The 14690-nt window shown below is 61.9% G+C and carries 16 protein-coding genes; 13 read left to right on the top strand and 3 right to left on the bottom strand.

Going from position 1 to position 14690, the window contains the following annotated elements; translation table 11 throughout:
- Positions 1 to 30: 30 nt before the first annotated feature.
- From H0485_RS10560 to H0485_RS10550, 3 genes are all read right to left on the bottom strand, one after another.
- Positions 31 to 945, bottom strand: a complete 915-nt coding sequence (locus H0485_RS10560) for an ABC transporter permease (protein WP_226935339.1) — start codon at positions 943 to 945, stop codon at positions 31 to 33.
- Positions 938 to 1708, bottom strand: a complete 771-nt coding sequence (locus H0485_RS10555) for an ABC transporter ATP-binding protein (RefSeq protein WP_226935338.1) — start codon at positions 1706 to 1708, stop codon at positions 938 to 940. The genes H0485_RS10560 and H0485_RS10555 overlap by 8 nt, the downstream gene beginning before the upstream one ends.
- 627 nt (positions 1709 to 2335) lie before the next feature.
- On the bottom strand, positions 2336 to 3037 hold the full coding sequence (locus H0485_RS10550; protein WP_226935337.1) for a GntR family transcriptional regulator: 702 nt from the start codon (positions 3035 to 3037) through the stop codon (positions 2336 to 2338).
- Between the two features lie 142 nt (positions 3038 to 3179).
- On the opposite strand from H0485_RS10550, the gene H0485_RS10545 reads away from it, so the two are divergent.
- The 13 genes from H0485_RS10545 to H0485_RS10485 all read left to right on the top strand — a co-directional run bounded on the left by H0485_RS10545 (position 3180) and on the right by H0485_RS10485 (position 14689).
- Positions 3180 to 3467 carry a UxaA family hydrolase gene (locus tag H0485_RS10545; protein ID WP_226935336.1) on the top strand — a complete coding sequence of 96 codons (288 nt, stop codon included), beginning with the start codon at positions 3180 to 3182 and terminating at the stop codon, positions 3465 to 3467.
- 4 nt (positions 3468 to 3471) lie between these two features.
- Positions 3472 to 4653: a UxaA family hydrolase gene (locus tag H0485_RS10540; RefSeq protein WP_226935335.1), complete on the top strand. Its 1182-nt coding sequence runs from the start codon at positions 3472 to 3474 to the stop codon at positions 4651 to 4653.
- Between the two features lie 72 nt (positions 4654 to 4725).
- Positions 4726 to 5772, top strand: coding sequence for a YeiH family protein (locus H0485_RS10535; protein ID WP_226935334.1), 1047 nt, complete (start codon positions 4726 to 4728; stop codon positions 5770 to 5772).
- 150 nt (positions 5773 to 5922) lie between these two features.
- A complete protein-coding gene (locus H0485_RS10530; protein ID WP_226935439.1) occupies positions 5923 to 6630 on the top strand; it encodes a succinate dehydrogenase/fumarate reductase iron-sulfur subunit in 708 nt (235 codons plus the stop codon).
- A 2-nt stretch (positions 6631 to 6632) separates the two neighbouring features.
- The gene (locus H0485_RS10525; RefSeq protein ID WP_226935333.1) at positions 6633 to 6965 is read left to right on the top strand and encodes a succinate dehydrogenase; all 333 of its coding nucleotides are present in this window, start codon (positions 6633 to 6635) and stop codon (positions 6963 to 6965) included.
- Positions 6962 to 7303 carry a succinate dehydrogenase, cytochrome b556 subunit gene (gene sdhC / locus H0485_RS10520; RefSeq protein ID WP_226935332.1) on the top strand — a complete coding sequence of 114 codons (342 nt, stop codon included), beginning with the start codon at positions 6962 to 6964 and terminating at the stop codon, positions 7301 to 7303. The genes H0485_RS10525 and sdhC overlap by 4 nt, the downstream gene beginning before the upstream one ends.
- A 2-nt stretch (positions 7304 to 7305) precedes the next feature.
- Positions 7306 to 9063 carry an L-aspartate oxidase gene (locus tag H0485_RS10515; protein ID WP_226935331.1) on the top strand — a complete coding sequence of 586 codons (1758 nt, stop codon included), beginning with the start codon at positions 7306 to 7308 and terminating at the stop codon, positions 9061 to 9063.
- Positions 9064 to 9075: 12 nt separating this feature from the next.
- Positions 9076 to 10032, top strand: a complete 957-nt coding sequence (locus H0485_RS10510; RefSeq protein ID WP_226935330.1) for a fumarate hydratase — start codon at positions 9076 to 9078, stop codon at positions 10030 to 10032.
- A complete protein-coding gene (locus H0485_RS10505; RefSeq protein WP_226935329.1) occupies positions 10029 to 10697 on the top strand; it encodes a fumarate hydratase C-terminal domain-containing protein in 669 nt (222 codons plus the stop codon). Before H0485_RS10510 ends, H0485_RS10505 begins: the two co-directional genes overlap by 4 nt.
- On the top strand, positions 10694 to 11707 hold the full coding sequence (locus tag H0485_RS10500; RefSeq protein ID WP_226935328.1) for a YeiH family protein: 1014 nt from the start codon (positions 10694 to 10696) through the stop codon (positions 11705 to 11707). Before H0485_RS10505 ends, H0485_RS10500 begins: the two co-directional genes overlap by 4 nt.
- A gap of 21 nt (positions 11708 to 11728) precedes the next feature.
- The gene (locus H0485_RS10495) at positions 11729 to 12043 is read left to right on the top strand and encodes an NIPSNAP family protein (RefSeq protein ID WP_226935327.1); all 315 of its coding nucleotides are present in this window, start codon (positions 11729 to 11731) and stop codon (positions 12041 to 12043) included.
- A gap of 132 nt (positions 12044 to 12175) precedes the next feature.
- Positions 12176 to 13639 (top strand): NAD-dependent succinate-semialdehyde dehydrogenase, encoded by a 1464-nt coding sequence (locus H0485_RS10490; protein WP_226935326.1) that lies wholly within the window; start codon positions 12176 to 12178, stop codon positions 13637 to 13639.
- 198 nt (positions 13640 to 13837) lie between these two features.
- Entirely contained in the window at positions 13838 to 14689 is an 852-nt protein-coding gene (locus tag H0485_RS10485) for an ABC transporter permease (protein ID WP_226935325.1), read from the top strand.
- Position 14690: the final 1 nt, after the last annotated feature.

The raw sequence follows: 14690 nt of genomic DNA, 5'->3' as shown, positions 1-14690 counted from the left end.
TGAGGCGCGGTGCCAGCCTTGTTTTAATGGCTAGTGCTGAACGCCCCAGCGCTGGATGGTCAGGCGTTCGATGGTGCGGAAGACGAGGTTCTCGACCACCAGACCGATGATGATCACCGTCAGAAGCCCGGCGAAAACCTTGGGGATATCGAGCATGTTCTTGTTCTCGAAGATGAACCAGCCGAGACCGCCCGAACCGGAGCTGACACCGAAGACCAGCTCGGCCGCGATCAGGGTACGCCAGGCGAAGGCCCAGCCGATTTTCAGCCCGGTCAGGATCGAGGGGAAGGCGGCGGGGATCAGGATTTTGAGAATGAAGGAAGGGCCGCGCAGACCGTAGTTCCGCCCCACCATTTTCAGCGTCTTCGACACCCCGAGGAAGCCGGAATGGGTGTTCAGCGCGATTGCCCAGGTGACAGAATGCACCAGGACGAAAATCAGGCTGCCATTGCCCAGACCAAACCAGATCAGCGCCAGCGGCAGCAGCGCAATCGCCGGCAGCGGGTTGAACATCGAGGTCATGGTTTCAAGGAAATCGGTGCCGATTTTCGAGGCAATCGCCAGCGCGGTCAGCACCGAGGCCAGCACGATGCCAAGGCCATAGCCCATCAGCAGCACCTTGCCCGAGCCCCAGGCAGCGGCGGGCAGGGTGCCATCGGTCAGCCCGCCAAAGAATGCCGCGATCGTCGCGCTGAAAGTGGGGAACAGCAGATCATTGTTCAGCGCCCGGCCATAGACCTCCCAGATAGCGGCAAGCACGACCAGGATGAGCAGCTTTCTGAGCCAGGTCTCACGGTAGAGCATCTCAAACCAGGAGAGCTTTTGCTCCACAATCGTGAGTTCTCCCGCCCCGACCTCCTCGTGGAAGATTTCGGGCCGGTCCTGTGTCGCACCGGGAATGCCTGGTTCTGCCATATTTCTGAGCCTTGTGACTGCCTCAGACATGCTCCACCTCCCCCGCTTCATGGGCGAAGAGCATCTCATGGATCTGCCGCTCGAGTGCTGCGGCCTTCTGGGGATCATTGGTGCTGTTCATCTCGGCCTTCACCCGGCCCGGATGCGGCGAGAGCAGCAGGATGCGGTTGCCGATCTTAATCGCCTCGGCAATGGAATGGGTGACGAAGAGCACGGTAAATTTCGTATCTTCCCACAGCCGCAGCAGCTCATCCTGCATCCGGCGCCTGGTCAGCGCATCCAGCGCGGCGAAAGGCTCATCCATCAGCAGGATATCGGGTTCCATCGCCATGCCGCGGGCAATGGCGACGCGCTGTTTCATCCCGCCTGACAGCATATGCGGATGGCTGTCGGCGAATTTCTCGAGCCCGACCTTGACCACATATTCCATCGCCTTCTCATCGGCTTCGCGCGCATTGAGCTTTTTTGAGGCGGTCAGGGCAAAAGCGACATTCTGGCGCACCGTTTTCCAGGGCAGGAGCTGGTCAAACTCCTGGAAGACCATCATGCGGTCGGGGCCGGGGGCGGTGATTTTCTTGCCCTTCAGCCGCATCTCGCCCTCGGTGGGGGTGATATAGCCCCCGACGGCTTTCTGCAGCGTTGATTTCCCGCATCCCGAGGGCCCAAGCAGGATGAAGCGATCCCCCTGAAACACGTCGAAACTGACACGATAGGTCGCGGTAATCAGGTGGTTTGGTGTTTTATACTGCAGGGTTACCCCCTGCACTGTCAGCAGCGGATTATTTTGCTGCATGTTCCTCCCTCTCAGATCTGCCAGAGCATCGCCTCCCAACGCTGCTCTTCGTGGATAGGGCTGACTGCAGGCTTCATCGCGCCTTTATGACAGCGGAATGGGGGCCGGCAGAGCCCTTCAGGCCGGGCTTTCCTGCGGTCCCGGGATGTTGGAGAATGCGTTATTCCGGCCGGGCCCGGCTCGAAGGTTCCGCCTTTCGCAGCCCTCCTGACGAAAGCCTAGTGAAGTTAGGCCGTCAAAAAAACTTAGAAATATTTAAAGAAATCGATAGATTTTCTTACAGTTTCTCCATGCAGAGCAGCCCCTTTCAGCCTTTGCAGGTTATTGCGCTAAGGCACGGATTAACCAGCATTTTTTGCACAGAATTCCGAAATTTATACCGGTGGCGGCGGGGTGTTTCAGCCGGTTTCACACTCTGTGGCACAGAGCTCTCGGGCGCATACCGGCCGGAAGCGGTATGCGGGTCTGAAGGCTATAGATCCGGAGTGGCAGCCACGCCGGAAATGGTCTTCCGCGGCCCTGTAGCTGCGCAGCTTTTACGGCGGTCCGGATCAGGATTCGGCGGGAGCGTCATGTCCCGGCCCCGGGCCGCCGCTGGATCATCCCGTCACTTTGAGAGGCAGGGGATCAGGTCAGCGAGACCTGATAAATCAGCCCTTCGGTGCGGCACAGGCTCTGGCGGCACTCGACGGCGCGGCCCATGATGTCAAAGGCCACACGATCAATCTGCAGGACCGGCGCCCCGGGTCGGAGGTTCAGCGCCTTTGCCACTTCCGGGCTGGCCTCAATCGCGGTGATGGATTCATCGGCGCGCAGAATGATGCAGCCATAATTCTGCTGATAGAGCACATAGAGCGTATTGGGCAGCGGCGCCCGCATCGCCAGCCCGGCAAAACGGCTGGCAGAGACGACGGCGGTTTCAATGACGCTTGGAATGCCTTTCAGGCTGCGCAGGCGGCGGATCTCATAGACCATGGCCGGGGCATCATCGAGGATGCTGCGCTCTGCTTCGGTCGAGTCGCGCGACAGCACCGCTTCACTCAGCAGTTCCGGCCGGACGGTTGTTCCGTCCGGCTCGCGCAGGCGGAAAAAGTTGAACAGCGCATTATCCGGCGTGCGGGCGGTGACAAAGGTGCCCCGGCCCTGTTCGCGTTTCACGATGCCCAGCTGCTCGAGCACCATCAGCGATTTGCGCGCCGTGCCCTGTGAAACCCCGGTTTCCGCCGCGATCTGCATCTCGCTCGGCAGCATTGAGCCCGGCAGCAGCTCTCCCGAGGAGATCTGCGCAATGATCCGGTCAATCACTGTCTGGTAGAGTGGTGCGGCCATTGCAAAGTTCCTGTTCAGCTTATCGATGCCTACCACAGCCCCGGGACAAGGTGCAACATTTATAGAATAACTCTTGTATAAGAGTACATCTATATGTTAGCGATCCGCCATCGGATCAAAAAGCTATCCAAGGGAGGGGCCCATGAGTATTCCGCAGCTTCTTGTCCACGATCACGAGGACAATGTCGGTGTCGTTGTCGTTGAGGATCTGAAGGCAGGCACAGAGATGATCTGCGTGGTGACGGCAGATAATTCTGATTTCCGCCTGACCGCCAAAGCCGATATTCCGATTGGCCATAAGGTCGCGCTCCGGGCACTGAAGGCCGGGGATACCGTCACCAAATATGGCGAGGATATCGGCCGTATGGTGGGCGATGCCGGCATCGGCGAGCACGTTCATACCCATAATTGCAAAACCAAGCGGTGGTGATCAGATGGCCCTCGATTTCAACAATGCGACCGTAAAAGCCTGGCGTCGTGAGAATGGCCGTGTCGGCGTGCGCAACCATGTGCTGATCCTGCCGGTGGATGATATTTCCAACGCCGCCTGTGAGGCGGTGGCGAATAACGTCAAGGGCACGATGGCGATCCCGCATGCCTATGGCCGTCTGCAGTTCGGCGAGGATCTGGCGCTGCATTTCCGCACCATCATCGGCACCGGGGCAAACCCCAATGTCGCCGCCGTGGTGGTGATCGGTATCGAGCCGGAATGGACCAAGATCATCGTCGATGGCATTGCCAAAACCGGCAAGCCGGTCATGGGCTTCTCGATTGAGCAGAAGGGCGATTTCGAGACCATCCGCGCGGCCAGCTGGCAGGCCAAGGAATATGTCCACTGGGCCTCCGAGCTGCAGAAAGAAGACTGCCCGATCTCGGAACTGTGGATCTCGACCAAATGCGGCGAGAGCGACACCACCACCGGCCTGTCTTCCTGTCCCACCGTCGGCAATATGTATGACAAGCTTCTGCCCCAGGGCATCTATGGCTGCTTTGGTGAAACCTCGGAGATCACCGGCGCCGAGCATATCTGCGAAAAGCGCGCCGCCACCCCGGAAGCCGCCGCCAAATTCAAAGCGATCTGGCAGGCCTATACCGATGACGTGATCTTCGCGCATCAGACCGACGATCTCTCGGACAGCCAGCCCACCAAGGGTAATATTCTCGGCGGTCTGACCACGATTGAGGAAAAGGCGCTCGGCAATCTGGAAAAGATCGGCCGGACCTCGACCTATATCGACGCAATGGGCCCGGCTGAGGCGCCGTCGAAAGGCCCGGGGCTTTACTTCATGGACAGCTCTTCTGCTGCCGCAGAATGCGTGACCCTGATGGCGGCGGGTGGCTATGTCATCCACACCTTCCCGACGGGCCAGGGCAATGTGGTCGGCAATCCGATCGTGCCGGTGATCAAAATCTCGGGAAATCCGCGCACTTTGCGCACCATGTCGGAACATATCGATGTGGATGTGACCGGGGTTCTGACCCGCGAAATGACCATCGATCAGGCCGGTGACTCGCTGATTGAGATGATCATCCGCACTGCCAATGGCCGCATGACCTGCGCCGAGGCCCTTGGCCATCGTGAATTCTCGATGACCAAACTCTATCGCAGCGCCTGATCTGCGCCTGTCAGGCCCCTGCCGGTTGCGCAGGGGCCTGAACGGTGTGACCGGCTTTCGGATCCTACGGCAATGGTACAGATAAACCACGCATCCTTCACCGGGCTGCGCCCGACCGCGATCTGGCAAAGCGCAGGCCTGTTATTTCCGGGCATAGCCGTGGCCGTGCTGGTCGCAGTGGCGGCGCAGTTCCTGTCGGAACATTACGGCGCTCCGGCCATGCTGATGGCGCTGCTGATCGGCCTGTCGCTGAATTTCCTCTCGGAGCCAGAGACCCGGACCGCGCCCGGCATTGGCTGCGCCGCCCGCACGGTGCTGCGGCTCGGGGTTGCGCTGCTCGGTGCGCGTATTTCGGTTGAAATGCTGACCAGGCTTGGCACCGGCATGATCGTGCTGGTCATTCTGGGTGTGGCGGCAACCATTCTTTTCGCCATGCTGGCGGCAAAGCTGTTCGGGCGGGGCTGGCGCATGGCGCTGCTCTCGGGCGGCGCGGTGGCGATCTGCGGCGCCTCGGCGGCCATGGCTATCGCCGCGGTCCTGCCCCGAACCGATAAATCCGAGCGCAATCTCGCCTTTACCGTGATGGCGGTGACGATTCTCTCGACGGTCGCGATGATCGCCTATCCGCCGCTCTCATCCTGGTTTGGCTTTGATGCCCTGAAATCGGGGGTCTTCCTCGGCGGCACCATCCATGATGTGGCCCAGGTGGTCGGGGCCGGGTTTTCGGTCAGCCCCGAGGTTGGGGAAACCGCGACCGTGGTCAAGCTGATCCGGGTGGCGATGCTGGCGCCGGTGGTGCTGATCTTCTCGCTGGTGATCCGGGCCGGAAAACTCGATGCGGGCAGCCCGGGCGGCAAGCGACCGCCGCTGCTGCCGGGATTCGTGCTGTGGTTCCTGGCTCTGGCGGCGCTGAATTCGGCCGGGCTGATCCCCTCCTTGCTTGCCTCACTGGCCGAAGAGGCAAGCCGGTGGGCCCTGCTGACGGCGATTGCCGCCGTCGGGATCAAGACCTCGCTGGTGAAGATGATCGAGGTGGGTGGCAGCGCCATTGGCCTTGTTGTGGTCGAGACGCTTTTCCTGGCCTGTTTCATTCTGATCGGCCTGCAGTCTTTCGGCTGAAACAGCACCAGCCCCCGGCAACCGGGGGCTGACGTAAGTAAATCTTACTGAATACTTTAATATTAGTTCCTTAGTGTTAGTAAAAAATTGGGTTACACCGTTACAGGTAAGAGAGCCAACGGGTGCCCTGTGAGCGGAAATACGAAAACGATGGAGGTGTCGGTCTGGCGCGGCTCGGGAGACCAGGGCGGCTATGAAACCTTCACTGTACCGGCGCGCGACAATCAGACCGTGCTGGATGTGGTCAGCTGGATTCAGCAGGAGCTGGACCCCTCGCTGACCTATCGCTACGCCTGCCGGGTCGGCATGTGCGGCTCCTGCGCGATGATGGTGAATGGCCAGCCGCGCTGGACCTGCCGCACCCATGTGAAAAAGGTGTTGCAGGAAGATCGCCTGAGCATCGCGCCGCTGCGCAATCTGCCGGTGATCCGCGATCTCGCGGCCGATATGGATCCGTTTTTTGAGAAATGGGTCAAAGCGGGCGGGGTGCATAAGCCCGGGCGCAGCCGCGATGAGCCGATCCAGCAGGTCAGCCCGGAAGAAAGCGGTCGTGTCGAGGCCAATAAGGCCATCGAATGTATCAACTGCGCCGTCTGCTATGCCGCCTGCGATACGGTTGCGGCCAGCCCGGATTATCTCGGCCCGGCGGCGCTGCAGCGGGTCTGGACGCTTTACAATGATGTCAAGGTTGCGGACCGGGCGGCGGTTCTGGCCACGGCCACCGGGCCTGGCGGCTGTATGAGCTGCCACAGCCAGGGCAGCTGCAGCAAATTCTGTCCCAATGAGCTCGATCCTCTCAGCGCGGTGGCGGGGCTGAAACGGGCCGCGGCGCGCGCCTTCTTTAAAGGAAAGGCGTAACGATGCTGAGCCTGAGACTTTATATGGCGCAGCGTCTGAGCGCGATGGTGATGGGCCCGCTGGTGCTCGGCCATCTGGCGCTGATGATCTATGCCATTCAGGGCGGGCTGTCCTCGGCCGAGATCCTGTCGCGCACCCGGGGCAGCCTCGCCTGGCTGCTGTTTTACGGCACATTAGTTCTGGCGGTTTCCATCCATGCCGCCATCGGGCTTCGTGTCATCCTGCATGAGGTGACCGGGCTGAAGGGCCGGGCCCTCGGGGCATTCACCTGGGGTTTCCTGCTTATCCTGACCGCTCTGGGGGCACGCGCCGTTCTGGCCGTGACATTCTTATGATCCGTCCGCATCGCCGTCATCCGCTCTGGCTGGCCTATATGCTGCACCGGCTGTCCGGCCTCGCGCTGGCTTTGTTCCTGCCGGCGCATTTCTGGGTGCTGTCGCTGGCGCTGACGGATCCGGCACAGCTCGACCAGTTGCTGGGCTTTGCCGATAATCCGGCGGTCAAACTGGCGGAAGCCGGCCTCGTCTTCCTGCTCGCCGTGCATTTCTTTGGCGGGATCAGACTGCTTGTCCTTGAGTTTCTGCCCTGGTCGCAGCGGCAGAAAAGCCTTGCGGCGGGTGCGATTGCCGGGGCGTTTCTGATCTCCGGCCTCTTTCTTCTCAGAGCGGTATGAGCATGTCCAGATTTGAGATCGAACGCGAAGACACCGATATCCTGATCCTTGGCTCAGGCGGCGCGGGGCTGTTTGCCGCGCTTCATGCCAGCCAGACCGCGCCGGCGGGGACGAAAATCACTCTGGCGGTGAAAGGGCTGATCGGTAAATGCGGCTGCACCCGTATGGTCCAGGGCGGCTATAACGTCGCCCTTGGTGGCGGCGATACCGTCGAGCGCCATTTCATGGATACGATCAATGGCGGCAAATGGCTGCCGAACCAGGATATGGCCTGGCGGCTCTGTGAGCAGGCGGTGGTGCGGATCCGCGAGCTGGAGAATGAGGTCGGCTGCTTCTTTGACCGCAATCCCGACGGCACATTGCACCAGAAGGCCTTTGCCGGTCAGACCGCCGACCGCACGGTGCATAAGGGCGATCTGACCGGGATCGAGATCATCTCGCGGCTGATGGAGCAGGTGCTGGCGCGCCCGGTGCATAAGCTGCAGGAACACCGCGCCATCGGCCTGATCCCGACGGTGGACGGCGCCTCGCTGGCCGGGGTTCTGTTCATCGATATGCGCACCGGCCGCTTCCGCTTTGTCCGGGCCAAATGCGTGATGATGGGCACCGGCGGCGGCCCGACCATGTATAAATATCATACCCCTTCGGGCGATAAGACCATGGATGGCCTCGCGATGGCTCTGCGGGCCGGGCTGCCGCTGCGGGATATGGAGATGGTGCAGTTCCACCCGACCGGCCTGCTGGCCGGGGATTATACCCGCATGACCGGCACGGTGCTGGAGGAGGGTCTGCGCGGCGCGGGCGGGCAGCTGCTCAATGCGCGCGGCGAGCGTTTCATGTTCGACTATGACAAGAAGGGCGAGCGCGCGACCCGCGATGTGGTCAGCCGCGGCATCTATGCCGAGATGCGCAAGAATAATGACCCGAGCCAGGTCGGCATGTTCATCTCGATGGGCCATCTCGGGCCGGAGAATGTGCGCAAAAAATTCGCCGGTATGGTGAAACGCTGCGCCGACAGCGGCTTTGATCTGGCGGCGGGCAAAGTCGAGGTGGTGCCGACGGCGCATTACTTCATGGGCGGTGTGGTGGTCGATCCCGACACCCGTACCGCGATGGAGGGGCTTTACGTTGCGGGCGAGGATGCCGGTGGCGCGCATGGCTCGAACCGTCTGGGCGGCAATGGTGTGGCGAATTCCACCGTCTTTGGCGGTATTGCCGGCGATGTGATGGGCCAGGATATGCGCCGCATGACCCTGCGCGACCCTGATGAGACGGTTCTGGCCGCGGAACTGGAACGCGCCTGCCGGCCGTTTGCGAAAAAGCCCGGCCAGATCCATCCTTTGCGCCACAATCTGCAGGAAGCGATGTGGGAAGATGTCGGCGTGATGCGCACCGGCGCCGGGTTGCAGCGCGGCCAGAAGCGCATTGCCGAGATTGGCGCCGAGCTGATGGAAACTGGCGTCAGTGCGGATAATCTCGCCTTTAATCTGACCTGGCATGACTGGCTCAATATGGCCTCGCTGGTTGAGGTCTCGGAGGTCATCGCCCGGGCGGGTGAGCTGCGCGAAAACTCGCGCGGGGCGCATTTCCGCGAGGACTTCCCCGAGAGCGGCGATCTGGAAAGCTCATATTTCACCCTGGCGCGCAAACAGGGCGAGGAGCTGAACCTGAGCCGCGAGCAGGTCGCCTTTACCATCGTGCGCCCCGGCGAGACCATTCTGCCCGCGCATGAACCCGAAACGCTCGTGGCCACCCAGTAAGGAAGCTGTCTTGTGATACCGATCAATCTGATCCAGTCCACCGCCGAGGTTCTGATGGCCAAGGCGGCTATCGAGATCCCCGAGGATTATCTCGGCGGGCTTAAGGCCGCTGCGGCCACCGAGGATGGCGATCTCTCGTCTTTCGTGCTGCAGGCGATGCTGGAAAATTATGAGGCCGCCAAACAGGACCGCCGCGCCATGTGCGGCGATACCGGCACGCCGCGCTGGTATGTGAAAATGGGCAATGACGCCCGGATCGAGGGCGGCCCGGTGGCGCTGGAAGAGGCTTTGCGCCGTGCGACCTCAAACGCGACCTCTTCGGTGCCTCTGCGGCCGAACCGGGTGCATCCTCTGTGGCGCACTGATCACAATAACAACATCGGCATCGGCGCGCCCGAGATTGAATATGCCTATGAGCCGGGCGGCGACTGGATCGATCTGATCACCGTGCATAAAGGCGGGCTGTTCGGCACCGATTACCGGATGCTGTTCCCCTCGGATGGCATTCAGGGCATCAAACGCTTCTATCTCGACTGCCTCGTTGCTTTTGGCAAACGCGGTCTGGCCTGTCAGCCCGCGATCATCGGCATCGGCCTGGGGGGCTGTAAGGACAGCTGCATGGTGCTTGGCAAGCGCGCCGCCTGTCTGCGCACGGTGGGGGACCGCAATTCCGATCCGAAGATCGCCGCGCTTGAGGAAGAGTTCAAAGAACTGGGCAATTCGATCGGCATGGGCGCCATGGGCTTTGTCGGCAAGAATATGGTGATCGATACCCATATCGAGGTTGGCTATTGCCATACCGGCGGCATGCAGATGTCGGTTCATGCCTTCTGCCTGTCCTCGCGCCGCGCCGTGGCCCGGATCTATCCCGATGGCCGCGTCGAGCATCGCACCGATCCCGACTGGTTCACCCCCTATCAGCGCCGCGAGACCGTGGGCTGGGATATGGCGGCGGAGGCTGCAGAATGAAGCCGCGCGAGGTTATCCTTTCCACCACCCCAACCGCCGAAGAGATCGCAGAGCTGCGCCTCGGGGATATCGTTTACCTGAACGGGCTGATGTATACCGCGCGTGAGGGCGTCTATATGCGCGCGCTTGAGGCCAATGCCAATATTCCGATGGAACTGCCCTCGCAGAGCGCGGCGAATTTCCACTGCTCGCCGGCCGCCACCATCCGTGAGGATGGCAGTTTTGACCTTGGCGCGGTGACCGCCACCGCCAGTTTCCGCTTTGCCAAATGGCTGCCGGACTGGATCGCCCGCACCGGCGCAAAGCTGATCATCGGCAAGGGCGGCATGTCGTCGAAAGACTATAAGGACTATTTCGTTCCCAATGGCGCGGTCTATCTTTCGACCGTGGGCTATGGCACCGGGGCTTTGCTCGGGCGCGGCGTCGAGAATGTCGAAGCGGTGCACTGGAATGAGGAACTCGGCCTTGCCCAGGCGATGTGGGTGATCCGCTGCAACCGCATGGGACCCTTCCTCGTCGCCTCAGATCTTGAGGGCAATTGCCTGTTCGAGCGCGAGAATGCCCGGATCGCCGAAAATCTGGACCGGGTCTATGAAGGCACGAAACCGGCGGTTCTCAAGCGCTTCGGCGAGACCGATGATCGTGGTGAAGAACTGATCGGATGAACAGCTCTGTCCTTGAAACGTCCGGAGCCTTCCGGCGGCTGTTCCCCGGCCTGGCTTCGGCTGTGACGGTCGCGCTGGCGGCTAAATTTATCTCTGAACATTACGGCGCCCCGGTGATGCTGATGGCGCTGCTGATCGGCATGGCCTTTACCTTCCTTGCCGAGCCCGACATGAAAACCGCCGCCGGGGTGGATTTCGCGGCCCGAAAGCTCCTGCGCTTTGGCGTGGCGCTGCTCGGTCTCGGCATCACGCTGCAGCAGATCGCCTCGGCCGGGTTCGGCGTTGTGCTGCTGGTCTTTGCCGGTGTCGGCCTGACCATTGCTGCGGGCGTCGGGCTGGCAAAGGCCAGCGGCCGCTCGCTGCCCTTCGGGCTGCTGACCGGCGGCGCGGTGGCGATCTGCGGTGCCTCAGCCGCGCTGGCCATTGCGGCTGTGCTGCCGCGTACCGGGCCGGAGCAGGACCGCGACACCAGTTTCACCGTTATTGCGGTGACCGCGCTTTCGACCCTTGCCATGATCCTCTATCCGATGATCGGGGCCTGGCTCGGCCTGTCCGATCATGCGATGGGGATTTTCCTCGGGGCGACGATCCACGATGTCGCCCAGGTGGTTGGTGCGGGCTATACGGTTTCGGAAGAGACCGGCGCCACGGCGACCTTTGTCAAACTGCTGCGGGTGGCTTTGCTGGTGCCGGTTGTGGTGACGCTGTCTGTGCTGTTTCGCCAGAGCCAGCAGGGTGGCCAGACTGCGCGGGTGCAGGTGCCGTTCTTCGTGATCGGATTTGCCGCTCTGGTGCTGGCTGGCAGCACCGGCCTGATCCCGGCGGATCTGACCGCACTGCTGCTTGAGCTGTCGCGCTGGTGCCTGATCGCGGCCATCGCGGCGCTGGGAATGAAGACTTCACTGAAAAAGCTGAGCGAGGTTGGCGGCGGTGCTGTGGCACTGGTCTGCGGGCTGACGGTTCTGCTGGCGGTTTTCGCCCTTGTCGCCATCCGGCTGTTCCACCTCTGACGCTGTAAAAGGATGATATCCATGTTCGTTGATATGCGGACCTATACGCTGAAAAATGGCAATGTCGGCAAATTCCTGCAGCTTTATGAGGCCGAGGGGCTTGCGGTGCAGACCCGGATCCTCGGCAATCTGGTCGGCTATTATTTCACCGATATCGGGCCGCTGAACCAGATTGTGCATATGTGGGGCTACTCCGGTATGGATGACCGCTGGGAGCGCCGCAAAGCCCTGCAGGCCTCGCCGGAATGGCAGGCCTATGCGGTTCAGATGCGGCCACTGGTCGATCATATCGAGAATAAGATCCTGATCCCCGCCCCCTTCTTCAGACCGGGCTGAGAGCCTTCTGATCGTCTTTTTGTTAGTCGGACTTACAATCAATTACAAAATAATTGATTTGATGTAATATATATAACAATTCATAGACTGTCCGACTGCAAGCTTCTTCCCCTGCCAGCATGAGTTCTGCCGATGCAATGCCCCGTTGATACCAATCTGATGATAAATGGTCTGGCCTGTTTTGGCGGTGGCTGGCAGGCGGCCACAGAGGGGCAGAGCTTTGCCGTGACCAATCCGGCCAGCGGTGAAAAGATCGGCGAGCTGCCGAAACTTTCGGCCGGGGATGTCCGGACCGCGATCCGTGCCTCGGAGCAGGCCTTTGCCTCCTGGTCGGCTTTGCTGGCCGCAGAGCGGGCGCAGCTGATGAAGGCCTGGCACCGGCTGATCCTGGAAAACCGCGAGGCGCTGGCGCAGATCCTGACCCTTGAGCAGGGCAAGCCGCTGGCGGAATCGCGGGTCGAGATCGATATCAGCGCCGCCTATATCGAATGGTTCGCCGAAGAGGCGCGGCGGGTCTATGGTGATGTCATTCCCTCGCCCGCGCGCGGCAGGCAGACCATCGTGACCCAGCATCCGGTGGGGGTGACCTGCGCGATCACGCCGTGGAATTTCCCCGCCTCGATGGTGACGCGCAAACTGGCCCCGGCACTGGCGGCGGGCTGCACCATGCTGGTGAAACCCTCGGACCGCACGCCTTTCATCGCGCTGGCGCTGGTGCGGCTGGCCGAAGCGGCGGGCATTCCGCCGGGGGTGATCCAGGTGCTGACCGGCTCTTCGCGAGAGATTATGCGGGTGATCAGTGACAGCCCGGTGGTGCGCAAACTCTCCTTCACCGGGTCGACCGCCGTCGGCAAGGATCTGATCGCGCAATGCGCCTCGACGGTGAAACGCATGTCGATGGAGCTGGGTGGCAATGCGCCGGTGATCATCTTCGCTGATGCCGATATAGAGGCGGCGCTGAACGGGCTGATGGCGCTGAAATTCCGCAATGCGGGCCAGACCTGTGTCTGCGCCAACCGCATCTTTGTGCATGAAAGCATTGCCGGCGATTTCGCCCGCGCTTTCGTGGCCAGGGCAGAGGCGCTGAAATCGGGGCCAGGCGGGCTGCCGGGGGTCGAGATCGGCCCGCTGATCACACCGGCGGCGGCGGCGGATATGGCACGCATCGTTGCGCGTGCGCTGGAACAGGGCGCAGATCTGCTGACGGGCGGCGGCGAAGCCAGCCAGGACAGCGGCTTTTACCCGCCGACGGTGCTTGCCGGGGTTACGCCGGAGATGGATGTGGCGCGCGATGAGATCTTCGGCCCGATTGCGGCTTTGCTGAGCTTTACGGATGAGGATGAGGTGATCCGTCTGGCCAATGACACGCCCTATGGGCTGGCCTCCTATATCTATACCCGCGATCTCGCGCGGGCCTGGCGCGTCTCAGAAGCGCTGCAATATGGCATGGTTGGCATCAATGAGGTTGCGATTTCCAACGAGGTCGCGCCCTTTGGCGGGGTGAAAGAATCGGGCTTCGGGCGTGAGGGGTCACGCTACGGAATCGCGGAATATCTGGATATCAAATACCGCTGCATGGGCGGTCTTTCGGCCTGAGATCGGGCCGGAAGCGATGATGAAAGCCGGCAGCCCGCAGCGGCCGCCTGGCTGAGGCGCCGCCCGGCGGCGCCTCAATCACGATGGTTCCCGGGGTTCGGTCTGGCATAGCGGGTTTGCCTGGTGGCTCTGGCCCGGGCGGGCCAGAGCGCCCGGACAGGCCCGAAACCCGGGGCGGGGATGTGGGAGGAAATATTCATGGCGTCTGATACAGATGCAACCAGGGCGGGGAAGGGGCTGCGCAGCAAGGCCCGCTCCGGCCGCAGAAAGCGACTTCTGTCGCAAAAGGCGCGGATCAGTCTGATCTCGGTCGGATGTGTGCTGCTTTTGTGGTTCGCGGCCACCAGCTGGCTGCAGCTGATTCCGGCCGGGCGTTTCCCGTCTCCGGCCGAATTCTGGGCCGCTTTGCGCCAGAGCCTCGTCAGCGGCTATGCCGGTGCGCCCCTGGCCGAACATGCCTGGCACAGCCTGCGTCTGGTCGCTATCGGCTTTGTCTGTGCCACGCTGGCCGGCGTGCCGCTTGGCCTGCTGATGGGATATAACCGCACCGCCGAGGCGCTGATCAGCCCGGTCTTCTCGCTGATCCGGCCCATTCCGCCGCTGGCCTGGATCCCGCTGGCGATCCTCTGGCTGGGGCTGGGCGATGCCGCCAAGGTTCTGGTGATCTGGTTCGCGGCCTTTGTGCCCTCGGTGATCAACGCCCATACCGGGGTGCGCGGCATCGATGGCGGGCTGTTTGCTGCGGCGAGAATGCTGGGCGTGCCCCGGCTGCGCATGGTGAGCGAAGTGATCCTGCCCGGCGCGCTGCCGATGATCTTCACCGGGTTGCGGCTGTCGCTTCAGGCGGCCTGGACCACCCTGGTCGCGGCCGAGCTGGTCGGGGCGCTGATGGGGGTCGGCTTCATTCTGAACGTGGCGCAGCAGGATATCTATCCGTCGATGATCCTGGTCGGAATGGTCACGGTCGGGCTGCTGGGCTGGCTGACGACGAAGGGCCTGGTGATGGTGGAACAGGCTGCGCTGGCGCGCTGGCCGCAGGGGAGAAGCTGAG

Origin of the sequence: Pseudogemmobacter faecipullorum, assembly GCF_020539525.1 — a bacterium.
Classification (GTDB): domain Bacteria; phylum Pseudomonadota; class Alphaproteobacteria; order Rhodobacterales; family Rhodobacteraceae; genus Pseudogemmobacter; species Pseudogemmobacter faecipullorum.
This window is presented reverse-complemented; position numbering and strand designations above follow the sequence as displayed.